16 protein-coding genes and 6 pseudogenes are annotated in these 22,212 nt (G+C 68.7%); 14 read left to right on the plus strand and 8 right to left on the minus strand.

Annotation, left to right across the window (positions count from 1 at the left end; genetic code table 11):
• The first annotated feature begins 33 nt into the window (after positions 1-33).
• The 6 genes and pseudogenes from MOV08_RS06910 to MOV08_RS44125 form a co-directional block, all read left to right on the plus strand.
• A pseudogene (locus tag MOV08_RS06910) lies at positions 34-1,074 on the plus strand (MDR family NADP-dependent oxidoreductase).
• Between the two features lie 399 nt (positions 1,075-1,473).
• A pseudogene (locus tag MOV08_RS44120) lies at positions 1,474-1,650 on the plus strand (DUF6381 family protein); the annotation flags it as partial.
• A 366-nt stretch (positions 1,651-2,016) separates the two neighbouring features.
• A complete protein-coding gene (locus tag MOV08_RS06915; protein ID WP_275306712.1) occupies positions 2,017-2,952 on the plus strand; it encodes an EamA family transporter in 936 nt (311 codons plus the stop codon).
• Positions 2,952-6,779 (plus strand): amino acid adenylation domain-containing protein, encoded by a 3,828-nt coding sequence (locus MOV08_RS06920; RefSeq protein WP_275306713.1) that lies wholly within the window; start codon positions 2,952-2,954, stop codon positions 6,777-6,779. Before MOV08_RS06915 ends, MOV08_RS06920 begins: the two co-directional genes overlap by 1 nt.
• A gap of 59 nt (positions 6,780-6,838) precedes the next feature.
• Positions 6,839-7,072, plus strand: a complete 234-nt coding sequence (gene pptA / locus MOV08_RS06925; protein ID WP_275306714.1) for a tautomerase PptA — start codon at positions 6,839-6,841, stop codon at positions 7,070-7,072.
• Positions 7,073-7,293: 221 nt separating this feature from the next.
• Positions 7,294-7,652, plus strand: a pseudogene (locus tag MOV08_RS44125) (transposase); the annotation flags it as partial.
• A 113-nt stretch (positions 7,653-7,765) separates the two neighbouring features.
• Here the strand turns inward: MOV08_RS44125 and MOV08_RS06935 are convergent.
• The gene (locus MOV08_RS06935) at positions 7,766-8,479 is read right to left on the minus strand and encodes a CPBP family intramembrane glutamic endopeptidase (RefSeq protein WP_275306715.1); all 714 of its coding nucleotides are present in this window, start codon (positions 8,477-8,479) and stop codon (positions 7,766-7,768) included.
• Positions 8,480-9,020: 541 nt separating this feature from the next.
• On the opposite strand from MOV08_RS06935, the gene MOV08_RS06940 reads away from it, so the two are divergent.
• Positions 9,021-9,314 (plus strand): hypothetical protein, encoded by a 294-nt coding sequence (locus tag MOV08_RS06940; RefSeq protein ID WP_275306716.1) that lies wholly within the window; start codon positions 9,021-9,023, stop codon positions 9,312-9,314.
• Positions 9,315-9,361: 47 nt separating this feature from the next.
• On the opposite strand, the gene MOV08_RS06945 is transcribed toward MOV08_RS06940, so the two are convergent.
• From MOV08_RS06945 to MOV08_RS06955, 3 genes are all read right to left on the minus strand, one after another.
• Positions 9,362-9,961, minus strand: coding sequence for a YdcF family protein (locus MOV08_RS06945; RefSeq protein WP_275306717.1), 600 nt, complete (start codon positions 9,959-9,961; stop codon positions 9,362-9,364).
• A gap of 126 nt (positions 9,962-10,087) precedes the next feature.
• A complete protein-coding gene (locus MOV08_RS06950) occupies positions 10,088-10,978 on the minus strand; it encodes a LysR family transcriptional regulator (RefSeq protein WP_275306718.1) in 891 nt (296 codons plus the stop codon).
• A gap of 393 nt (positions 10,979-11,371) precedes the next feature.
• The gene (locus MOV08_RS06955) at positions 11,372-11,962 is read right to left on the minus strand and encodes a TetR/AcrR family transcriptional regulator (RefSeq protein WP_275306719.1); all 591 of its coding nucleotides are present in this window, start codon (positions 11,960-11,962) and stop codon (positions 11,372-11,374) included.
• A 141-nt stretch (positions 11,963-12,103) separates the two neighbouring features.
• Here MOV08_RS06955 and MOV08_RS06960 point away from each other — a divergent pair, with 141 nt between their 5' ends.
• The 5 genes from MOV08_RS06960 (at position 12,104) to MOV08_RS06980 (ending at position 16,224) form a co-directional block, all read left to right on the plus strand.
• Positions 12,104-13,630: an FAD-dependent monooxygenase gene (locus tag MOV08_RS06960; RefSeq protein ID WP_275306720.1), complete on the plus strand. Its 1,527-nt coding sequence runs from the start codon at positions 12,104-12,106 to the stop codon at positions 13,628-13,630.
• Positions 13,631-13,784: 154 nt separating this feature from the next.
• Positions 13,785-14,180 (plus strand): VOC family protein, encoded by a 396-nt coding sequence (locus tag MOV08_RS06965; RefSeq protein WP_275306721.1) that lies wholly within the window; start codon positions 13,785-13,787, stop codon positions 14,178-14,180.
• A gap of 67 nt (positions 14,181-14,247) precedes the next feature.
• The gene (locus MOV08_RS06970) at positions 14,248-14,904 is read left to right on the plus strand and encodes a CatB-related O-acetyltransferase (RefSeq protein WP_275306722.1); all 657 of its coding nucleotides are present in this window, start codon (positions 14,248-14,250) and stop codon (positions 14,902-14,904) included.
• 5 nt (positions 14,905-14,909) lie between these two features.
• Complete coding sequence (locus tag MOV08_RS06975; RefSeq protein WP_420834132.1) at positions 14,910-15,809, plus strand: Vgb family protein; 900 nt, start codon at positions 14,910-14,912, stop codon at positions 15,807-15,809.
• A gap of 67 nt (positions 15,810-15,876) precedes the next feature.
• Positions 15,877-16,224: a YciI family protein gene (locus MOV08_RS06980; RefSeq protein ID WP_039630393.1), complete on the plus strand. Its 348-nt coding sequence runs from the start codon at positions 15,877-15,879 to the stop codon at positions 16,222-16,224.
• 426 nt (positions 16,225-16,650) lie between these two features.
• On the opposite strand, the pseudogene MOV08_RS44130 reads toward MOV08_RS06980, so the two are convergent.
• From MOV08_RS44130 to MOV08_RS06990, 3 genes and pseudogenes are all read right to left on the minus strand, one after another.
• Positions 16,651-16,824, minus strand: a pseudogene (locus MOV08_RS44130) (hypothetical protein); the annotation flags it as partial.
• Positions 16,779-16,928 (minus strand): annotated as a pseudogene (locus MOV08_RS06985) (ISL3 family transposase); the annotation flags it as partial. The pseudogenes MOV08_RS06985 and MOV08_RS44130, both read right to left, overlap by 46 nt.
• 350 nt (positions 16,929-17,278) lie before the next feature.
• On the minus strand, positions 17,279-18,847 hold the full coding sequence (locus MOV08_RS06990; RefSeq protein ID WP_275306724.1) for an FAD-dependent monooxygenase: 1,569 nt from the start codon (positions 18,845-18,847) through the stop codon (positions 17,279-17,281).
• A 91-nt stretch (positions 18,848-18,938) separates the two neighbouring features.
• Here MOV08_RS06990 and MOV08_RS06995 point away from each other — a divergent pair, with 91 nt between their 5' ends.
• Positions 18,939-19,643 carry a TetR/AcrR family transcriptional regulator C-terminal domain-containing protein gene (locus tag MOV08_RS06995; RefSeq protein WP_275306725.1) on the plus strand — a complete coding sequence of 235 codons (705 nt, stop codon included), beginning with the start codon at positions 18,939-18,941 and terminating at the stop codon, positions 19,641-19,643.
• A 254-nt stretch (positions 19,644-19,897) separates the two neighbouring features.
• On the opposite strand, the pseudogene MOV08_RS43780 reads toward MOV08_RS06995, so the two are convergent.
• Positions 19,898-20,257, minus strand: a pseudogene (locus MOV08_RS43780) (MmyB family transcriptional regulator); the annotation flags it as partial.
• Between the two features lie 454 nt (positions 20,258-20,711).
• Between MOV08_RS43780 and MOV08_RS43785 the strand changes: the two are divergent.
• Positions 20,712-21,458, plus strand: coding sequence for an alpha/beta fold hydrolase (locus MOV08_RS43785; protein WP_338057140.1), 747 nt, complete (start codon positions 20,712-20,714; stop codon positions 21,456-21,458).
• The last annotated feature ends 754 nt before the right edge of the window (positions 21,459-22,212 follow it).

Here is a 22,212-nt window from a genome sequence, read left to right on the forward strand (position 1 = left end):
AAGGCGTGGCTGGTGCCGGCCGCGCGCGGGTGGCTGCGGCACGTGGGCGGCCATGTTGAGGTCGGCGCAGCCTTCGCCATTGTCGAGGCTTCCGTGCCAGCCCCCACACAGCACCACGTTCTCGTCCGCAACCGGCAGTTCCTGGTCTTCGGTGGTCTGCGCACCCTTATCGGTGGGGCCGCGAAGGGTACTCCAGTGCCAGGGATGCGTCCCGGGGACACGTTGTACGGGCCGGCAGTCGGCGAGGTGGTTGTCGCGCCGCACGACAGTCCGCTGCGCCCCGGCGATCTGGCGACACACCTATTCGGCTGGCGGGAGTATGCCCTCGTGCCCGTGGCGGAGTGCACCGTCATCGATCCGGCTCTGCCCGACCCAGTTGCCCAGCTTTCCTCCGGCTCCGCCGCGTACGGGGCGCCGACCCGGGTTGCCGCAGTCCGCAAGGGCGACGTAGTCCTGATCACTGGTGCCGCTGGCGGAGTGGGATCTCTGGCCGGGCAGGTCGCCCGGCTGCTGGGCGCCGCGCGAGTGATCGGAACCACCGGTTCACCGCGGAAAGCCGAGCGTCTCGTATCCGAGTTGGGATCTGACGCGGCACTGACTGCAGGGTCGTGGCGCGAGGTACGGAACACCCGCGACTCCCAAGCCGCATAGCAGGCGTTCACCAGGCAGCTCTCCGAGGCCGCGCCCGAGGGAGTCGACGTTCTGCTGGACACCGTGGGCGGCATCCAACTGACCGCAGTGGTGAACGCAGCCCGGCAGGACGCACGATTCGCACTGGTCGGGGCGCTCTCTGGCCAACTGGCGGCGGAAAGCGCCGGGGCCACCGCACCGGTGGAAGTCGACGCCTTCCGGCTCATCATCAAGGCCGTCTCGCTGGGTGGCTACATCGGCACTGCCCATCCCGGCGTGGAAGCGGAGTGGACCGGACGGTTCGCCGACTGGCTTCGCTCAGGCACGATCCACTTTCCCCTCACCCGGATCGCGGGCATCGATCGCGCCCCGCAGGCGTTTCACGACTTGATCGAGGGACAGCAATTCGGCACGGTCGTCGTGGAGTTGTCAGAGCGCGGCTGACGGCTGAGGCTGCAGGCAACGGCGGTGTCAGCTCGTAGTACGGGATACGCGGCCGGTGGCGCCGGCCACGGCCATGGGGACCGCTCCAACGTCCGCACCGTGAGCGTGACCCTGGCGACCGAATAGCCGATACCGGATTGCACCCGGCCGCAGCCCCCGGAGCGCCCTGCACGCCGCGCTCATCCTGGGGCCCGGCTCGCCCTGGGGCCCGGCCGGCCCCCGTCGGCCCTCTGGACCGCTGAGGCCGGCGAGGGAAGCGAGCCAGTCGGTCCGGGTGCCCTTAAAACCCCTCCGCGACGGCCACCTCATGCACGCAAGCACCGCGCATGGGCACGTAGTTGGACTTGGTGGGGCGATGTCGGCGAGGTCGACCTCGGGTGCCTCGGCGGGCAGCAGGACTTGTCGGGCATCCCGGCCGGCCACTCGTGTGCAGATGAGACGGGTAGCCGCGCGCAGCACATGCGGGACAAGGTCCGGGAACTAGACGAGCACGCCGAGCGCACAGGCGATCCACAGGAGCGACAGAAGCTGCAAGACCTGGCCCGGCGCATGCGCGAGCAGTCCATGCGAGACGCCAGGACCGCAGCCCACCATAGACGCCGCCGGCCGGGCGGCACGTTGATCACCTCCACGGGCCAGGCACGGGCGAAGACTTGCCTTTCCGGCAGGAGTGAGCTTCAGCCGAGGCTGCGGCGCCGTTCGGCAGGCAGGCCAGGCAAAAAGGCACAAGTCGACCAACTTTCAGGCCACCGAGAGGAAAACCGACCCACAGGCTTGTTAGGTAAGCCTTGCCTCACCTATTCTCCCGTGCTGGCTCACGTCACGTGGACCGGAAGACGCAGGGCGCTACGTAAGCACCGCCCGAATCGGAGGAATCATCGTGTCCATATTCGTGCAATCCGTCGTGGCTGCTGCCGGTTTGGCCATGGTTGCGGGGGCCAGGTGAAGGGCAACCGGCTGGCGCTCGACGCGGTCCTGACGGCGCTGGCTCCGGCGGTATGGGGCAGCACCTACCTGGTGACGACGGAGCTGCTGCCGCCTGGCAGGCCACTGCTGGCTTCCACGGTGCGGGCGCTGCCTGCGGGGCTGGTGCTGCTCACGGTCGGTCGCGTACTGCCGCGCGGGGTGTGGTGGTGGCGTGCTCTGGTGCTGGGCGTGCTGAACATCGGGGCCTTCTTCTACCTGCTGTTCGTTGCCGCCTACCACCTGCCCGGCGGTGTGGCCGCGCTGGTCGTTGCGCTTCAGCCGATGTTGGTGCTGCTGCTGGCGGCGTTCCTGTTGAAGGACAGGATCCGGCCGATGCAGCTGGCAGCGTGCGTGCTCGGTGTGTTGGGCGTGGCGTTGCTGGTCCTGCAGCCGCAGGCGGGTGTGGATGCCGTCGGCGTTCTGGCCGGGCTGGGGGGCGCGGTCTGCATGGCGTCCGGCATCGTGCTCACCAAGCGGTGGGGCCGCCCGGACGGTGTGGGCGTTCTGACGTTCACCGGTTGGCAGTTGACCGTCGGAGGTCTGGCTCTGGCGCCGGTCACGCTGGTCGTCGAAGGTCTGCCCAGTCGTATCACCGGCACGAACATCGCCGGGTTCGCGTACCTGAGCGTGATCGGGGCGCTGTTCGCCTACGCGATCTGGTTCCGGGGCATTGGGCGGTTGCCCGCACTGGCGGTCTCGATCCTGGGGTTCGCCAGCCCGCTGGCCGCGACGGGCCTGGGATACGTCGTCCTGGGCCAGGCATTGACGCCCCTGCAGATGACTGGCACCGCGGCTGTCGTCGCCGCTGTGGCCTTGGCGCAGCCCAGGCAGCGGCGCAGTGCCCAGGCGCAGGCTGACGGGCCTGTCCCGGAGTCCGACAACCACATACCGGCCGGCGGAGGAAAGCTGTGATGGAGACCGCACCGTTCAACGCACCCATATCCGACACTCATCTGGGCGGTTGCCTGACCGGCCTGCTCAGGGAACAGGCCGCGGCACAGCCCGAGGCCGTCGCGGTGGTGTGCGGCGACCAGCCCCTGACCTACCGGGAGCTGGAGCAGACAGGCAGTCGGCTGGCCGCCTGTCTGCGGGACCTGGGTGTGAGCGCGGATGACTGTGTGGGCCTGTACGTCGAGCCATCCCTGGAGCTGATGACCGGCGCGTGGGGCATCCTGTTCGCCGGGGCCGCCTACCTGCCGCTTTCCCCGGAGTACCCGGAGGACCGGCTGCGCTACATGATCGAGGACAGCCGCACCCGAGTGATCGTCGCCCAGGGCCACCTGGCCGCGCGCGTCGCGGAGCTTGCCCCGCCGGGAACGCGGGTCGTCACCCTGGCCGACGCGGCGGACTGCGCCGAGATGAGCCCGGCGACGGTGCGGCCGGACGCCCTGGCCTACGTCATCTACACCTCCGGCAGTACCGGCCGACCGAAGGGCGTGATGATCGAGCACCGCAGCATCCTGTCCCAGATGCGCTGGATGCACGCCTACGGTCACCTGGGCAAGGGCACCACGGTGCTGCAGAAGACGCCGATGAGCTTCGACGCGGCGCAGTGGGAGATCCTCGCCCCCGCGGTGGGCGGCCGGGTCGTCATGGGCGCTCCGGGCATCTATCGGGACCCCGCGGCCGTGATCGAGGCCGTCGTCAAGCACGAGGTGACCGCGCTGCAGTGCGTGCCCACCCTGCTGCAAGCGCTCCTGGACACCGAGGAGTTCCACCGGTGCAGCACGCTGCGACGGGTGTTCTCCGGTGGTGAGGCCCTCTCCTGGCGGCTCGCGCGGTCCTTCGCCGCCGCTCTCCCGTGGGCGTCACTGGTCAACCTGTACGGGCCGACCGAGTGCACCATCAACGCCACCGCGTGCCTGGTCGACCCGCACGCGGCCGGCGACGGCCCGGGCTCGGTCCCCATCGGGGTGCCGGTCGACAACACCCAGTGCTTCATCCTCGATCACAACCTGGCGCCGGTGGACATCGGGGAGACCGGCGAGCTGTACATCGGCGGCATCCAACTGGCCCGCGGCTACCTGCACCGACCCGAGCAGACGCGGGAGCGGTTCATCCCCTCGCCGTTCGTCCCGACCCAGCGGCTCTACCGAACCGGCGACCTGGCGTACTGGAACCCCGACGGCACCATCCAGTTCACCGGCCGGGCCGACAACCAGGTCAAGCTCCGCGGCTACCGCGTCGAGCTGGACGAGATCGCCCTGGCGATCGAGGAGCACCCCTGGGTGCGGCACGCGGCCGCGCTCGTCACCGACGACGAGCGGACCGGCTTCCAGAACCTGGTGGCCTGCATCGAGCTGAACCCCAAGGAAGCGGCTCTGATGGACCAGGGGAACCACGGCGCGCACCACCAGTCCAAGGCCAGCAGGCTCCAGGTGAAGGCGCAGCTGTCCGACCCCGGTGTGCGAGACCACGAGGAATGTGCCGGCCGCACGGTCGTGGAGCTGCCCGGCAGGCAGGAGACGCAGCGCCAGCGCCGGGAGGTCTTCGCCCGCAAGACCTACCGCTTCTACGACGGCGGCGAGGTCACCCGGGCGGATCTGCTGGAACTCCTCGCCGAGCCGACGGTCGAGGCCGACGGCCTGTCCCGTGGCCTCGATGAGCTGACGTTCGCCGAACTCGGCGAGATGCTGCGCTGGTTCGGCGCGTTCCGCAGTGCGGAGCGGCTGCTGCCGAAGTACGCCTACGCCTCCCCCGGGGCGCTGTACGCGACACAGCTGTACCTGGAGACCGGCGGCGTGTCCGGCCTGGACGCGGGCGTGTACTACTACCACCCCGTCGACCACACGCTGGTACGGACCGGCGAGTCCGAGAAGCGATCCGGCCCGTATCTCTCGGTGCACTTCGCCGGCAAGACGCGCGCGATCGAGCCGGTGTACAAGAACAACATCCAGGAAGTGCTGGAGTTCGAGACCGGGCACATGGTGGGTGTGTTCGACGAAGTGCTGCCGGCGTACGGACTCGGCATCCGGCCCCTGGGCCACCGGCCGTCCGCGAAGGACATCCTGGACGTCGCCTCCGAGGACCACTACCTGGGCACGTTCGAGATCCGTTCCCATGACGGCACGCCACGACAGGACCCGACCGAGGTCTATGTGCAGACTCGTCCCGGGCGGGTGGCCGGCCTGCCGGCCGGCCAGTACCGCTACACCGCCGGGCAGTTGGAGCGCGTCTCGGACGACCTGCTGCTGCCCAAGCACGTGATCGCCATCAACCAGCAGGTGTACGAGCGCGCGAGCTTCGGCATCACCGCCGTCAGCCGGGCCGACCAGGGGTGGCTGGAGTACATCAGCCTGGGCAGGAAGCTGCACCACCTGCAGCGCAACGGCCTCGGACTGGGTTTCATGTCGTCGGGCTACAGCTCCAAGACCGGTCACCCGCTTCCGGCCGCCCGCCGCATCGACGACATCCTCGCCGCCTGCGGCATCCGGTCAGGCGCCTCGTACTTCTTCCTCGGCGGCAAGGTGAGTCAGGAGCAGATCCGCAGCGAGGGCATGTACGAGGACACCGTCCACATGAAGGGCCCGGCGGAGATCGTCAAGGACGAGCTGGTCCAGGTCCTGCCCGACTACATGATCCCCCATCGGGTCCTGGTGCTGGACCGGATGCCGCTGACCGCGAACGGAAAGGTCGACGCAAAGGCCCTCGCCGCCTCCCAGGACGTGCGGTCCGCGGACAGCGCGACCCCGTACGTGGCACCTGCCACGCGGCACGAGCAGTGGCTGGCAGAAGCCTGGGGGAAGGCACTGAAATACGAGAACGTCTCGGTGGAGGACGACTTCTTCGCCGCCGGAGGGAACTCGCTGACCGCTGTCGCGCTCGTCAACAAGATCAACCGAGAGTTCGGCACGCAGCTCCCGCTCCAGGTCGTCTTCGCATGCCCGAAACTGGCCGAACTGGCGGCCCGGATCGAAAGCGACACGGCCCATCCGGCCTCACGGCTGGTGCCGCTGCACAAGGACGCGGGCAGCCCGGTGTTCTGCTGGCCGGGACTGGGCGGCTATCCGATGAACCTCCGCCTCCTGGGGCGGCGGACCGGGCTCGGCCGGCCGTTCTACGGGGTACAGGCATGCGGGATCAACGACGGAGAGCGCCCCTACCCGACCATCCGGGAGATGGCCGCCGCCGACGTCGCGGAGATTCGGCGCGTACAGCCCGAGGGGCCGTACACCCTCTGGGGCTACTCCTTCGGCGCCCGAGTCGCCTTCGAAGCGGCCTGGCAGCTGGAACGGTCCGGCCAGCAGGTGGAAAACCTGCTGCTGATCTGCCCCGGCAATCCGAAGGTCCGCCAGGCCGACGGAGAGCGATACGGGCGTGCTGCCTCGTACCGCAATCCGGCGTATGTGACCATCCTCTTCTCCGTCTTCACCGGCTCGATCAGCGGGCCCGGCCTGGATCAGTGCCTCAAGGCAGCGCGGGACGAGGGCAGCTTCGTGTCGTTCGTCCACGGCATGCTCCCCACCCTGGACGAGCAGCTGATCCGGAGGATCACGCGGATCGTCGGGGAAACGTATGAGTTCGAGTACAGCTTCCGCGAACTGGCCGAGCGACGCGTGAACGCACCCGTGACCCTCTTCAAAGCCGCCGGGGACGACTACTCGTTCATCGAGGGCAGCTCCGGCTACTCCGCCACTCCCCCCACGGTGGTCGACCTGGGCGGCGACCACTACAGCGTGCTCAAGGAGCAGGGCATCGCCGAACTCGTCTCGGCAATCCACGCCCGTCTCGGAAGCTGAACCCCTGTGCCCCTCTGCACAACCCCTCGCGGCAACCTCTCGCGCACCAAAGGAGCCCCGTGCCACACGTCAACATCAAGCATTTCCCCAAAGACTTCACCGACGAGCAGAAGCAGCAGCTGGCCCAGGCGATCACCGAGGCCGTCACGGAGCACTTCCGCACCTACGACGGCGCGGTCTCGATCGCTCTGGAGCCGGTGGCCGCGCACGACTGGCACGAGACCGTATACAGACCTGAGATCGCCGGACGTCAACATCTGCTGGTCAAGGAGCCGAACTACCGAAACGACTGACTGACCCGGCCCTCGTAAATGAACGGCGTACGAGGGTACTTGAGGTCGGTGCCAGGGCCGCGAGAAGGTCGATGACCTCGCCGATGTACCGGTAGGCGGGTGGTGACCTCGACCTCGAACCCGGCGGTGAGCCGGGCCTGGACGAGTCTTTCCACATGCCTGCGGGCATGAGGTGAGGGTGGTCAAGATCCTTTCGCGACAAGAGACTTGAACACCCTCACTTCCGCGACCTGCTCATCCGCGCTCGCATCCAGCTCGGCGGCCCGATCGTCCTGATCTGGGACAACGTACGCCTTCACCTGACAGCCGGGCTGCGGGAGTTCATCGCCGCGAACGCCGACTGGCTCACCGTCTTCCAGCTATCCGCCTACGCACCGGACCTGAATCCGCAGGAGGGCATCTGGTCCCTGGTCAAGCGCGCCATCGGCACCTCGCTGCAGCTGACCGCAGCGAGATCACCAGGGCTGTGAAGCGCAGGTTCCAGCAGATCCAGCACCGCCCGGACCTGGTTGACGGCTGCCCCGCTGGGACCGGCCTCACCGCGGAGGGCCTACCGACATCACGAATTCAGGTTCAGTAGTTCGTGGTCGACCTGTTGGACGGAGGTTCTCCTGGTGGGGCCTTGCTTGGTGTTTCCGTGGTCTCGCAGCCGGCGCCTCGCGCGGGCCGTGCGGGTAGATCCATCGCCCATGGTCAGCACGGGACCTCCCCAGGCGTCGACGGTTTTCCCCGCCCCACCCGCCACACCTTCCGTCCCTGCCCTCGCCGCGCAGCCACCACCACGCCAGCGGCAAGGAGCGCCGTGAGTCCACCGGTGATCACCGGGGTGCGGTCGAGGTCGTAGTGCGGTATCAGCGCGGCATAGACGTTGAGCATCGCGTGCAGGCACATTGCGGCTGGCACGCTGCCGCCGGTGTGCAGGTAGAGCCAGACCATCACCAGCCGCGCGGCGACCGTGCCCACGAACCAGCCCGCTATCCATAGTGCCCCGTGGTGCGCCTGGAGCAGCGGCACCAGATGCCACACGCCCCAGAACCCCCCGAGCAGCAGGCTCGCGCTGAGCGCACCCCAGCGGCGCAGCATCGGCGCCGTGGCATAGCCGGTCCAGCCCACCTCCTCGAAGGCTGCGGCCACGAGGAATGTCGCGAAGAGCACGGGTGCCGTCATCAGAGGCATGGGCAACGTGCTGTCGGCGCCCGCCGCCCGCATGCCCCCGTACGTCGCGAGGGCGACGGCGGCAGGGGTGGCGACCGCGATCGCATACCACCTCTTGCGCGGGACCCGGGCGAAGTCTCCCACCCGCTTGAGGAGTTGGACGACACCGGCCCGTCCCTCCCGCCGGTGTACCAGAACGACAGCCGCGATTGCTGGGCACAGGAACATCAGCGCACTGGCGGGCAGCCTCATCGGCGTGCTACCCGTACTGTCGACCAACGCGCCTAACGCCCAGAACGGCAGAGACACGGCCGCCACCAGGGCGAAGAACGGCCACAGCGGCCGACTCGACGTTTCAGGTGACGCAAAAGACGCAGGTGACACAGACGAACACGGGGTGGTCGGCTTGCTTGATCGCATGGTGATCAGGATTCTGTGATCGGCTGGGGTGCGCTATCCGGGACAACCCCGAAATCTCCCCGAGACGGCAACGCCCCGCCCTGTAATCCGCGCCGGCGGAACCGTACGGCACGGGTACTCCTGGAACAGGCCGACCTTCCGGTGGAAGCCACCTTCACCCGCGTCGGACTCGCCACGGGCAGGAAGAAGCTGGAACCACCATCCACGTTGACCTGCGCAACGATCACGGTCGTCTTGCCCTCGCACGAGCCACGGCCTGATCACGGGCATCTGACCGACATCACGAGTTCACATTCTGTAGCGGAAGACAGCTGAGCTCAGGCGGCGCCAGCGGATGAGTGCGCATCCGAGGGTGAGGAATGAGGCTTCGTGGATGTCGTCGCGTATCTCCGAGCAGATCCGCAGGCACCGCCCGGACGTGTCGCTGGGCGACCGTGGCTACGACCACGACAAGTACCGCTGTCTGATCTGGTATCTCGGCGTGCAACCGATGATCGCCCACCGCGGCACCCAGCACGGATCCGGCCAAGGAACCCAACGCTGCTTCGTGGAGCGGGCGTTGGTCCATCTGCACTGCTTCCGCCGCCCACGGATCCGCTGGGAGATCCATGACGACACCCACCAAGCCTTCCTCATCCTCACCCTCGGCTGCAGCATCATCTGCTGACGTCGGCTCAAGAACCATCGGTACTCACCCGACGTCACAGCGGCTGTCTACAGCGAGGTCTTCCGTTCGTCGCCTTTGAGACCGCGGAGTGTCCAAAGTCCGTGTAGAGCCAGCAGCGGTTTGGCGATCATCCACTCGCCAGGGCGGTAGTCATCCGCACGCACGAGCCTCTCGGCAAGATCAGGGCGCTGCCGCCGCAAGTACGCGCGGGCCTTGAGCGCGTGAGCTGGTTGGGAGACGATCTTGATACGGTCGACGTCTTCGATCAGCGGGATCACGTTCGTGATGTTCTCCCATGTCGTCCCGCTTTGATCTTCGAGAAGCACTGTGCCGTCGAACGCGAGCACCGACTTCGCGTAGTCAGCCATCAACTGGGCCTCCGCGGCGCCACTGCTGGTCGCACCGCCGCTGAAGATCACGCGAGTGACACGCGCACTGTCAGCGGCGACGGAGCGAATTCCAGCACGGACTCGCCAGCGGTTGATGAAGTTCGCCGTCGCTTGGGGGTTCCGGTATCCCAGCACGACCACAGCCTCGGCAGCGCCCCCACTGTTCCCTACGAGAGCTCGAGACCAGCGCCAGTTCAACCATTCGCCCCAGGCCAGGGCTGCAGTCCCAGCTATCGCCACTCCTGTCCTTCGTCGCATGTGGCGACTCTAGGACACACCGCGGTGTCGGGCAGCGAAGGCATCAGCCGCGCTGCGAACGCCGCATTTACCGGCAAGGAGGCCGACGCTGAGCGCGGTCGCGTCGCTGATGCCGTCACGCGCCCGCTATGACCCGGTACTCCGATGCGCCGTCGTGGCCGCGTAGCTGAGGGCACGGATGAGCGGGCTCTCATCGGCGGTCCGCCATACGAGAGCCCAACGTACCGGTGGCATGTCTCGGATGGGGATGAAGGCGAGGCCAGGCCAGGGATAGAAGAGAGCGGCGTCCTGTGCCACGCCCACAACGCCTTGTCCGGCGGTGACAAGACCGAGAATCTCATGCCAGGTGGAGGGTTGCGGGCCGCGGGGGATCGGGCGGCCGGAGGGGGTGTGGAACGGTTGGAACGCGGCTTGCATGGAAGTCGGGAGCCGTCCAGGCAGGAACGCGCAGTGGTCGCCGAGGTCCTCCACGCAGATGGACTCACGTTGGGCATAGGGATGGCCGGCCGACACCATCAGGAGGACGTCGGAGGCGTGCACGACGGGGCCGACGGTCAGATCCGGCTCGTGGACGGGAAGCCACAGCAGTGCCACGTCGATGTCGCCCGAGCGCAACAGCTCCAGCGGTGCGGGTGGTTGGACTTCCCGGTGACGTAGCTTCACGTTCGGGTGACTGGACGCGAAGAGGCCGAGGATGGGCTTGATGGTGTGTGCCATCGGACCCATGGTTCCCAGCGTCAGCGCCCCTGACACGGTGCCTGCAGCGGCGCGCGCCTTCGCGATGCCCTCCGTGATCTGCCGATAGCCGACTGACAGGTCCTGCCGGAGCTGCTCGCCCAGCGCCGTGAGCCACACGTTGCGGCTGTTGCGCTCGAACAGCCGCCCGCCGACGCGGCGCTCGGCCTTGCGGATCGACTGGCTGACCCGGGCCGTGGTGATGTGAAGCCGCTCGGCCGTCCGGCCGAAGTGCAGTTCCTTGGCGAGCGCCAAGAAGATTTCGATGTCCCTGAGCTCCATCACCCCTCCCTCGAACATGAACCTATCGCTTAACGCTGCGTTGTCGGACTCCTCGTTGCCGCACCCGGCTTCCGCCCAGCAAGATGATCCCCAACCCCCTGACCAGGGGAAGCGAGGGGAAGGGGCCGTGATGTTGTGCAGGACCGGACGTCGCGGCCACGTCGCACTTCGCCAACAGGATGCGATTTCATGGAATGGGAATTGCGTGGCGGACGTGATCGTGGTCGGCGGCGAACCAACCTGCTTCCGTGTTCACTGGCCAAGTCGCTTGTCGGCAAGTGCGGTGTCGCCCCGACCCGGCAGAGAGGTAGGGCGTCATGCATGCGACGCTGACGGGAGAGTGCAACTCTTCCCCTTAGGCGGACAGTTCAGCTCGTCACCGGCGGACACCCTCTATGGCGTTCGCGGCCTGGGGCTCATCCCGGCGAAGACCGCTTGCAGGACGTGGTCGATGTAGTCGGGCGTGATCGGCTGCTGCGTGATGAGGAGTCGGTAGTACAGCGGGCCGGACAGGATGTCGAAGGCCAGGTCGAGGTCGAAGTCCGGCGCGAGTTCGCCCTGGTCCTTGGCCACTTTGAGGCGAGCAAGGGTGTCGGCGGTCTGCGGCTCGATGAAACGCCGGTTGAGCGTGGCGGCGACTTCGGGATCATGCTGCGCTTCACCGATGAGGGCCTGGTACAGCGGGCCCCATGGAGGCCGGCCCAGCAGGTCGACGGCCTTGTTCATCGTCTCGCGCAGGTCGGCCACGACGTCGCCGGTGTCGGGATGCTTCAGGCGCTCGGTGCTCAGGCTGAGGACCGCGTCGAGGAAGAGCAGGCCCCGGGAGGACCAGCGGCGGTAGACGGTGTGTTTGCCGACGCCGGCCCTGGCCGCGACCGCCTCGATGCTGAGCTTGGCATAGCCGACCTCCAGGGCCAGGTCGAGCGCGGCCCTCATGATCGTTTCGGTTCGGTTGTCGGCGCGGCTGGAGCGGCGATCGGTCATGCCGCCACCCTATCGGCACGGCACGTGCCGTATTGACAGATGTGATCTCACTGATCACACTCACCCCACAGAACGGCACGGCCCGTGCCGTTCCGTTAGATCGGTCAGTCACCGGAAGACCGCGAGAGAAGTAGGCCACTGATGGACGTCGATGTGATCGTTGTGGGTGCCGGCCCGACCGGACTGATGCTGGCCGGTGAACTGCGTTTGGCCGGTGTGCGACCGCTGGTGCTGGAGCGGCAGCCGCAGCGCCGGGACACCCCGAAGGCCGGTGGCCTTGGCGGGCAGATCCTCCAACTGCTGGGCTACCGGGGCTTGCTGGACCGCTTCGAAGCGGCCTGCACCGACCCCGTCCCGGCTCCTCGGTTCCCGTTCGGCGGTGTGCATCTGGACTTCACCCAGCTGGCAGATCCGCCGATGCACGCCCTGCCCCTGCCACAGCCGCGCCTTGAGCGGCTGCTCGACGAACGTGCCGGTGAACTCGGTGTCGACGTTCGCCGCGGACACGAGGTGACCGGTGTCAGCCAGGATGATGCCGCGGTGATCGTGGACGTGCGCGGACCGGACGGACCGTACCGGGTCACCGCCCGCTACCTGGTGGGGTGCGACGGTGCCCGCAGCCGGGTCCGTGACTGGGCCGGTATCCCGTTCCCCGGCACCACCTACCCGGAGGTCAACCGACTGGCCCAGGTCACCTTGCCCGACACGGTGACCGTAGTCGGCAACGGCGATCTCAACGTGCCCGGCTTCGGCACGATCCGCGCCGGTTTCACTCGGACCGACCAGGGATTGTTCGGAGTCGGCGCATCCCCGGACTCCAAGGTCGTCTCCCTCTACACCATCGAAGACGAGAGCACCGAATACGACGACGACACACCCATGACCGTCACCGAACTCCAGGACAGCGTTCGCCGCGTCCTCGGCGCGGACCTGCCCTTGGGAGAACCGATTCGGCTGTCGCGGTTCACCTTCAAAGCCCGGCAGGCCGAGCGCTACCGGGACGGGCGGATCCTGCTGGCCGGCGACGCGGCGCATCTGTTCCCCGCCACCGGTGTGGCACTCAACGCCGGCATGCTCGACGCGGTCAACCTGGCGTGGAAGCTGGCCGCCGCCGTCCACGGCTGGGCACCGGCCGGTCTGCTCGACACCTACCACGACGAACGCCACCTCGCCGGTGCCCGCACCATGCTGCACACCCGAGCTCAGGTGGCACTGCGGCGCGGGCACGACCCGGCAGCCGAAGCGCTTCGCGAAGTCTTCCAGGAACTGCTCCTGGACGAGCAGCCGTTGCGCCGCATGGGAGCGCTTGTCGCCGGCACCGACATTCGTTACCTGATGCCTGGTTCCCGTCACCACGCGTTGGCCGGCGCCTTCGCACCCGACCTCACCCTGCACACCGACCTGGGCACAAGCAACGTCGCCGAACTCATGCACACCGCACGGCCCATATTCCTGGACCTCGCCGACCGTCCAGACCTCCGCGCGGTCGCTGACCAGTGGCGGCAACGCGTCGAGGTCCACACCGTCAAAACCGACGATCGGCCGGCCGACGCCCTCCTGATCCGTCCGGACGCCCACGTCGCCTGGGCCGCGGCCATTGACGAACCAGTCAACGACGCCGGACCCGCGCTGCGAGAAGCGCTCAGCGGTTGGTTCGGCACTCCCTGAGAACGACAACCGCTCACCTGTGCCTGACAGCGCGACAAGGCGCCAGCGCCGCGACACGGCGGCTACTGACCCGCACCCCCGCCGACGATCACGCTCGACCGCCTCGCCTACCAGCGGCGACAGGCTCCGCGAAGAATCCATGAGGAGAACCGTCTTGCAGATCACCGCGTCCACCGTCTCGCTCACCGTCGACGACGTCGCCGCGTCCCAGCGGTTCTTCACCACCCACCTCGGCTACGCCGAACAGCAGGCCGCCGCCGAGGGATTCGCCTCCCTGGCGCGCGACGACGCCGCGACGGACATCGTCCTGCTCGCACGCGGCACCGAAGTGCTGCCGGCCGACCAGCGCGACCAGCACGCCTGTGGCCTGATCCTCGCCTTCGCCACCACCGGCATCGAGCACGAGGAGAAGCGGCTGCGCGCCGAGGGAGTCGAGATCACCATGCCGCTGCGCGAAGAGCCTTGGGGTGAGCGGCTGTTCCAGATCAAGGACCCGAACGGAGTTGTCATCCAGTTCGTGGAGTGGGCCACACCTTCCGGCCCTGCCTGACCGACCGCGCGAAGCCGCGGAAGCCCCATCCCGATGGCCACGAGCCACAGATCCGAAGGACCGTACGTTGTCGCCTGATCCCACCGCCGTGCACCCGCTGCCCGCCCACGACCGGGTGGTGTTCCTCAAACCGCTGGTCACCTCACCGAACATCGCCGTGGGTGAGTACACGTACTACGACGACCCGAACGGTGCCACGGACTTCGAGCACCGCAACGTCCTCTACGCCTACGGCCCGGAGCGCCTCACCATCGGCAAGTACTGCGCGATCGCCACCGGAACGACCTTCCTGATGGCCGGCGCCGAGCACCCGACGATGGGCGTGTCCACGTACCCGTTCACCATGTTCGGCGGCCGGTGGGCCGAGCAGACCCTGGATATCGTCACGTCCATGCCCAGCCGCGGCGACACGGTCGTCGGCAACGACGTCTGGTTCGGCTACCGGGCGACCGTCATGCCCGGCGTGCGGATCGGCGACGGCGCCATCATCGCCGCCGGTGCGATGGTCACCGCCGACGTCCCGCCCTACACGATCGTCGGCGGAAACCCGGCTCGACCGATCCGGCAGCGCTTCACCGACGCCGACACCGAGCGGCTGCTGCGCGCCTCGTGGTGGGACTGGCCCGCCGACCTGGTCACCGAACACGCCCGCACCATCATGGCCGGAACCCCGGCCGACATCGAACGCATCGCCACCGCGCACGGATTGGACAAGCCCCTTTGAGTCATGTGACCCAGGTATCCATCGAAGAGCACGCGGTGGCCGACAGCGCGGCCGGACCCTACGCCCTCACCACGGGTCCGGACGGAGCGCTGTGGTTCACCCTCGTCCACAGCGGCCGGATCGGCCGCCTCGTCCCCGGCGAGGAGCCGACGAGCCACCGGCTCGACCCCACCTGCGGGCCGACCGTCATCACACCCGGCCCGGACGGCGCGTTGTGGTTCACCGAGTACCGGGCCGACCGGATCGGGCGGATCACCACCGACGGCGTCATCGACGAATTCGCTGTGCCCACCCCCGGCTGTGGACCGTTCGGCATCGCGACGGGACCCGACGGCGCGCTGTGGTTCACCGAGACCGCCGCCGACCGCATCGGCCGCATCACCGTCGACGGCCACATCACCGAGTTCCCGCTCCCGGTCACAGGCGCATTCCCCTCCGCGATCACCGCCGGCGACGACGACGGGATGTGGTTCACCCTCAACCAGGCGAACGCGATCGGCCGGATCGACATGAGCGGTGCGGTCGCCCTCCATCCCCTGCCGACAAAGGCGGCCGCGCCGGTGGGGATCGCCGCAGGCCGCGACGGCACTCTGTGGTTCGTCGAGATCGCCGCCGGGCAGATCGGACGGATCACTCCCGACGGGCAGATCACCGAGTTCCCGCTGCCCGACCGCACCGCCCGACCCCACGCCGTCACCGTCGACGGTGACGGCACCGCATGGTTCACCGAATGGGGAGGCAACCGCATCGGCGCAATCACCCCCGACGGCTCCCTCACCGTCCACGACCTGCCCACCCCCCACTCCGAACCACACGGCATCACCGTCGGTCCCGACGGCGCCCTGTGGACCGCTCTGGAGATCGGCGCACTCGCCCGCATCGCCCCAGCGGGCAGCACCGCCTGAACAGGCCGCCCCTCCTTTACACACCGTCAGCAGCGGTCGCCCGTACGGCGGCCGGAGAGGAAGTCCCATGAAATACGCACTCGTGATCTTCGAAACGGACGAGTCACGCCGCCGCATCCAGGCCGACCGGGCCGCATACCGCAAGGAATACGAAGGCTGGATCGGCAACCTCGCCGCGGCCGGGAAACTGGTCGGCGGCGAGGCCCTGGAGACCGAGCACATCACTCCCGCGACGGTGCGTACAACGGCCGACGGGACATCAGCGGTGACCGACGGGCCCGCGCAGGCCGGCGAGGAGACCCTCGGCGGCTGGTTCATCATCGAGGTGGCCGACCGCGCGGAAGCCCTCGAACTGGCCAAGAGCCTCCCCACCCCGGAGACCATCGAGATCCGCCCGATCCTCGAATCCGCCTGAACAACACCGGGACCGGCCCGATGGCACAGTGCCCGACCCCGGGGACACCGCTGTCGTGCCGCCCGGCTTCGCTCGATCATGCCACCTGGCCATTGCGTCCGGGGCAGGCGGACCGTCACCGCGCAGCAAGCCGAAGTCGACGTCCAGATGCGGGTCGTACGCCTCGGGCCGGATGCCGAGCTCGCGGGTGGAGTACTCGCCGAAGCGGCGGATGTACCTGGTCCGGTACGGCGAGATGCGGGCCAGGTCCTCGGGGCGATGGCATGGCCCACATCTTGGAGCTGGCGCACGATCCCGGCGACGTCCAGGGCATTGCGGAAGATCACCGCGTTGCTGAGCAGCACGTTGAACTCTGCGGTCTTCTCCTGCTCGATGGGGCAGCAGCTGGACGGTACGGATCACCGTGCCCACCTCACGGAACGCCGTGTACGTCGCGTTTCTGCGCGAGCCGGCGTGTAGGTGTCGCCACAGCAGGGTGAAGGAGATGGCGCCCTCGCGCACCGAGATCGCTACCCCCGTCAGGTGCCGGAACCAGGACTCGATCAGGTCGAAGTCAATGTGCCACGCGGGACGCCTTCGCAGCCGCAGCGCCGGCACCACTGATCCGACTCGACGACCCCGCAGGCCAGCACCGCCCGATCTGGTTCGAGCCGTTGGCCGGTGACGACGAGGCCGAGCTCGTCGACCCGGCGGAACGTGGTCAGGTCAGGGCAGTTGAAGTCCGGACGAGGGTAGCGTGAGGCACGTCGAGGTTTTCCGGAATGAGGTGCGAGAACCGGAACACTCGATCCGACTCAGGTTGTCCCGCTCGTCTCCGGCGGCAGCCGAGGACGACTGGTTTACTCGGCGCGTATCCGTTGCCTTCAGCCTGGTGGGAAGAACTCAAGCATGTCTCCGGCTGGAGTCCGGGGATGTAGCAATTCCTGCAAGTCCGCGGGCATCGGAGCGGCAGCCGGGTCGTCGAACGGGAAGTGCACGTGTACTTCCCGAACTTCAAGGTCAGCACGACCAAGCTGTAGCTATGAACGGGGGCGCTTCCCTTGAGGCGCCCCGGTCAGGCGCTCGGCACCGCGACCGGCCTGGCCAGCACCTGGTCCAGGACGTCGGCGAGGAATTGCGCCGGGTTCGGGACCGGTGCCGTGACCCGCATCGCGACGATCGCGTCCGGTCGCACGAGCAGGGCCCCGTCGTCGGACAGCCACGGTGCGGAGACCCGGTGTGCCGGTAGGCCGACGTCCGCCGCGGCGGCGAGCCACCGGTCGCCCGCGGCGCCCACCAGCACGGTCCACCGGGACGCAACCAGGTCAAGTGTGGAGACCCCGTCGACCCACGCGTGGGGCACCCGTGAACCCGGCGACCCGTCCAGCGCCACCGCCAGGTCCACCGTGGACGGGAGTTCCGGCCGCGGGTCGACGACGGCGGCCGAGTCGTATCGCTGGCCGAGGTGCACGACCGGCGCCGCCCACACCCCCGCCGCCGCTCTGGCGGCGTCGGCCTCAGGTCCACGCCCCCAGTGCAGCTGCGGGTCGGCGAGCCTGCGCATCGCCTGGTCCAGCGTCGCCGCGGCGACCGGCTCGCGCTCCTGCGCGTAGGTGTCGAGCAGGCCGGCGCCTGCCTCGCCGTGGTGGACGGCGGCCAGTTTCCACGCCAGGTTGTGGGCGTCGGCGACACCGGTGTTGAGGCCGAACGCGCCCAGGGGTGCCACGGTGTGCGCGGCGTCGCCTACGAGGAAGACGCGGCCGACAGCGAAGCGATCGGCCAGGGAACTCCGGGGCCTCCAGGGGAGCGCGCTGCGCACCTCGACGTCGAGGTCGGGATCGCCGACCGCCGCCCGGACGACCGCGGCGCAGCGCTCGTGCGTGAAGTCCTCGGGGCGCTCGCCCCCGTCGACGTCGCAAGCGATGTGGAAGACCCAGTTCGTCTCGCCGTCCACGGTCACCAGCAGGCCGGGCGCCTCCGGCGTGGTGATCGTGCAGGTGCCGAAGGACATCCCCCTCAGGTGGGGACGGAGGTCGGCGCGGAACAGGATGTTGATCATCGACTTGCCCAGGTCGCCCGCCCCGGAGGTGCCCACGCCGAGCGCGGACCGCACGGTGCTGTGCGCGCCGTCCGCAGCCACCACGCGCGCGCAGCGCAACGAGTAGCGGCCATCGGGCCCCTCCAGCTCGACGTCGACCCCGTCGGCGCCCTGCGCGATACCGACCAGACGGGTCGACCAGCGCAGATCCGCTCCGCGGCGCGCCAGGTCGGCCACCATCACTGCGTCGAGGCGGTCCTGCGCGCAGACGCCGCGCAGCCTGAACGGCGTCGTGTCCAGTTCGGCGGCGGACGGGGTCGGCATCGGCACGGTCTCGACATCGCCCGCGCCCATCTCGACGACGGTCCGCGCGACCGCCTTGCCCGCGGCACCCCGGAGGTCGACCGCGACGGCGTCGACGGCGGTGTCGAGCCCGAGCTCGCGCAGAACCTCGACGGTGCGCGGCCCGATGCCGGTGGCGCGCGGGTGGACCGACGGCCCGGATCGGCGCTCGACGAGCACCGCGGGGACGCCGTGGTGGGCGAGCAGCGCCGCGGTGAGCAGCCCGACGCTGCCGCCTCCGACCACGAGCACTGGCACTGGCACTGGCACTGGCACTTCTGGATACGTTGTTTCCGTCATGGCTACACCGTAGCCAGAAGGTAGAATGCTGGTCAACGAGGAAAGGACCCAACCGATGACCGAACCCGCTCCCTCGTCGGTGTGGACCAGGTCTCGCCCCGAACCGCGCCGACGCGCGCCGGGGGTGGACCAGTACGTGGCCGCCGCACTGGCCCTCGCCGACGCGGAGGGCTTGGCCGCGGTGTCGATGCGCCGGGTCGCGGGCGACCTCGGTTCCGGGACGGCCACCCTCTACCGCTACATCACCAACCGCGACGAACTGGTGGACCTGATGGTCGACGCGGCGCAGGGCGAGGACCCGCTCCCCGAGCCCACGCGGGACTGGCGCGCCGACCTGGCCGCGGTCGCGCACGCGCTGCGTGCGACCCTGCTCCGGCACCCGTGGTTGGCGGGCGAACTGGCGGGCAGGCCCTCGCTTGGCCCCAACTCGTTGCGGCGGTCGGAATCCGCGCTGCGCGCCGCCGTTGCGCTCACGCCCGACATCACCCTGGCCTCGCAGGCGCTCAGCGCCGTGCACGCGTACGTGCTGGGCTCGGTGGCCACCCAGCAGGCCGCTCGGCACGCTGAACAGCGCACCGGCCTGACCGAGGAGCAGTGGCAGCGCAGCGTCGGCCCCTACATCAACGAGGTCCTCGCGGCCGGCGAGCACCCGATGCTCGCCCGCCGCGTCCTCGAAGCCGAGGAAGTCGACCCCGACGTCGAGTTCGCGTTCGGCCTGGACTGCGTGCTCGACGGACTCGCGGCCCGATTGAGTCGCTGACCGATCGGTACACGTACCGGTTCACGGTTCCCGACCGCTACACCCTCGTCTGTGAAGAGCCTGAAAACCAACAGTTCACCGACAGCCCCGGCACCGGCTGCATGAGGTCGAACAGCAGCGCTGCGATTGCGGGTGTTTTTGCGAGTGCCCCGCGACAGCAACTCGGCCGGGCCGATATGCCGGTAGCGGTCGACGAGTTCGCTCAGCAGCCGCTCCGTCTCCGGGCCGTCGGGGGTGTAGACCCACATCTTGGTGTCGGGAGCCGAGGTCGCCGAGAAGCCGGTCGCCATCACGCTGAGCCGGTCGCCGTCCACGGTCCAGAAGGACTTGCGCCGGGCAACCGACGAGGCGACCTCGTGTCTGGCCCACATCTCGGCGAAGCGCGGACTCGCCTCGGAGAGCTGCTGGATGAAACCCGTCCAGCGCGGGTCGCCCAGGCGATGGCCGAACTCGGCCCGCAACTGGGCCACCATGAAGGAGACTCTGGACATCCCCGGCCTGATCACGCTGACCGCAGCGCTGCTGCTGCTGGTCGTGCCGCTGGTCCTGGGCCACGAGAACCACTGGCCGCTGTGGACGAAGGTCTCGCTCGCGGTCTCGGTGCCGGCGTTCATCCTGTTCACCTTCGTCGAGCGGGCGGTCGCACGGCGTGGCGGTGCCCCGCTACTGCCCGGCCGGGTACTGAAGACGCCCGGACTGGTGTCCGGCGCATCCGCCAACTTCTTCGCGATGGCCGGCTACTCCGGCTTCCTTGCTGCCCCGCAGCTCCCGGGTCTGAACCGCACCCTCCCAAGCCGGCTGCAGCCCGTCAGTGCCTGTTCCAAGTTCAGTTCGCAGGGCTGGTCAGTGATCCAGACAGTCCTGGAGCAGGTGCCCCGACTGCCGCCCGGAATCGGCCGAGGTGATGGACGGGCCAGGCAACTGCCGTGGCATTCGTCCTCTGTGGGGTGTAGGGCTCACCCGCCTCCCAGCCGATCCAGGACGGTTTGCGTCCTAGATCGGGCCTACCTTCGGTCGACCTTGTTGGAAGGCGCTGTCCGTACAGCGCCCGACTGGAAGATGAACAAGATGGCGACGCATGTACTGGTTCCCGGTGCCTGGCTGGGAGCGTGGGCCTGGCAGGACACAGCCCGCGCATTGTCGAAGCTCGGTCACCGGGCACTGCCGCTCAGCCTGACCGGGCTGGGCGAACGAGCGCAACACGGCGGACCCGACACCGACTTGGACACTCATATCGCAGACATCACCGCATTTGTCGAGGCGCAGAACCTGTCCGACGTGACGCTCGTGGCGCATAGCTACGCGGCAGCGCCGGTGAGCGGCGCCGCCGGGAGGCTCGGCCGACGGCTGCGGCGGCTGGTCTACATCGACAGCGCGCCGTTCAGTGAGGGCATGAGCCTGCTCGGGCTGATGCCGCCGGAGCGGGTGGCGAGGATCCGACGACAGGTCGCCGAGGACGGGGACGGCTGGCGGCTGCCGCTGCCTCCGTTTGAGGAACTGGGATCCGAGCGCACCCTCGACGGGCTCGGACCCGCACAACGCCGGCTGCTGCGGGCCCAAGGCACGCCGCAGCCCTTCCGCACCTTTGAGCAGCCGTTGGCCAGCGCCGCCACGCCCGGCCCCGAGGTCGACCGTGTGGTCGTCGCCTGCCATGACTTCACCGCGATGCTGGACGCCGGCGAGCCGCTGCTTGCCGGCCTGAACATGTCGCCGTGGCGCCGGTTCGACCTGGCTACCGGGCACTGGCCGATGCTGTCGGTCCCGGGCGAACTGGCCGCGATCCTCCACGAGGTCACGTACGACCACACCGACTGACGCCGTCTCGACAACACGTCGGGGGCGACCAGTAGAAGTGCTGTGTGCGGGGTGATCTGAGCGAAGCCGAGTGGGAACTGGTCGAGGGCGCTTCGCGAAAGAGGCGAAACGCCCTGGCGGTCTCGCCGGCAGCCGGCGCCGCCGACCCTGAGCGGGAGGAACGCCGCCACATACGGCGGCGCCGCAAGGCCCGGCTCCGTGCGGCCAAGGTCGGGCGGTCGCGTGCCGGGCTGACCACCAGGACCCACCGGACCGCCGAGCGGCGCTGCCGACCGCTGTCCTTCGAAGGCACCGAAGGACAAGTCGCCGACAGCCCGTACTTCGTTCGTCCCCGTCCTGAAAGGATCAAGGTGCGCCGAAGTGCGGGCCGCACCCCGAACCCGTCCCGACGCGGTGGTGGGCGACAACGCGTACTCATCCCGCGCCAACCGCACTCGCCTGCGCAGCCGCGGGATCAAGACCGTCATCCCGGAGAAGGCCGACCAAGCCGCCGACCGAAAGAAGAAGGGCAGCAAGGGCGGCCGTCCCATCTCCCATGACACGGCCTGTGCTGCGAACGCAACACCGTGGAACGCGCCATCAACAAGATCAATGAGTGGCGGGGCCTCGCCACTCGCTACGAAAGGTCTCCGGACAGTTGCCTCGCCGGCCTTCACCTACGTGGCGCGATCATCTCGCTCCGCAGCCTCCAACCCACCTCGTGATCTGTACTTGGAACAGGTCTTGCCCCCGTCGCCCTTTTCACCGGTCTACT

This window comes from Streptomyces yunnanensis (genome assembly GCF_029011865.1).
In the GTDB taxonomy this organism is placed as follows: Bacteria; Actinomycetota; Actinomycetes; order Streptomycetales; family Streptomycetaceae; genus Streptomyces; species Streptomyces yunnanensis.

Excerpts from the sequence above, each read along its gene's own strand:
- MOV08_RS06940 (WP_275306716.1), top strand. The coding sequence starts at position 9,021 with ATGTCGTCGCGTATCTCCGAGCAGATCCGCAGGCACCGCCCGGACGTG.
- MOV08_RS06980 (WP_039630393.1), top strand. The coding sequence starts at position 15,877 with ATGAAATACGCACTCGTGATCTTCGAAACGGACGAGTCACGCCGCCGC.
- MOV08_RS43785 (WP_338057140.1), top strand. The coding sequence starts at position 20,712 with ATGGCGACGCATGTACTGGTTCCCGGTGCCTGGCTGGGAGCGTGGGCC.
- MOV08_RS06935 (WP_275306715.1), bottom strand. The coding sequence starts at position 8,479 with ATGAGGCTGCCCGCCAGTGCGCTGATGTTCCTGTGCCCAGCAATCGCG.
- MOV08_RS06950 (WP_275306718.1), bottom strand. The coding sequence starts at position 10,978 with ATGGAGCTCAGGGACATCGAAATCTTCTTGGCGCTCGCCAAGGAACTG.
- MOV08_RS06955 (WP_275306719.1), bottom strand. The coding sequence starts at position 11,962 with ATGACCGATCGCCGCTCCAGCCGCGCCGACAACCGAACCGAAACGATC.
- MOV08_RS06945 (WP_275306717.1), bottom strand. The coding sequence starts at position 9,961 with ATGCGACGAAGGACAGGAGTGGCGATAGCTGGGACTGCAGCCCTGGCC.
- MOV08_RS06995 (WP_275306725.1), top strand. The coding sequence starts at position 18,939 with ATGACCGAACCCGCTCCCTCGTCGGTGTGGACCAGGTCTCGCCCCGAA.
- MOV08_RS06960 (WP_275306720.1), top strand. The coding sequence starts at position 12,104 with ATGGACGTCGATGTGATCGTTGTGGGTGCCGGCCCGACCGGACTGATG.
- MOV08_RS06920 (WP_275306713.1), top strand. The coding sequence starts at position 2,952 with ATGGAGACCGCACCGTTCAACGCACCCATATCCGACACTCATCTGGGC.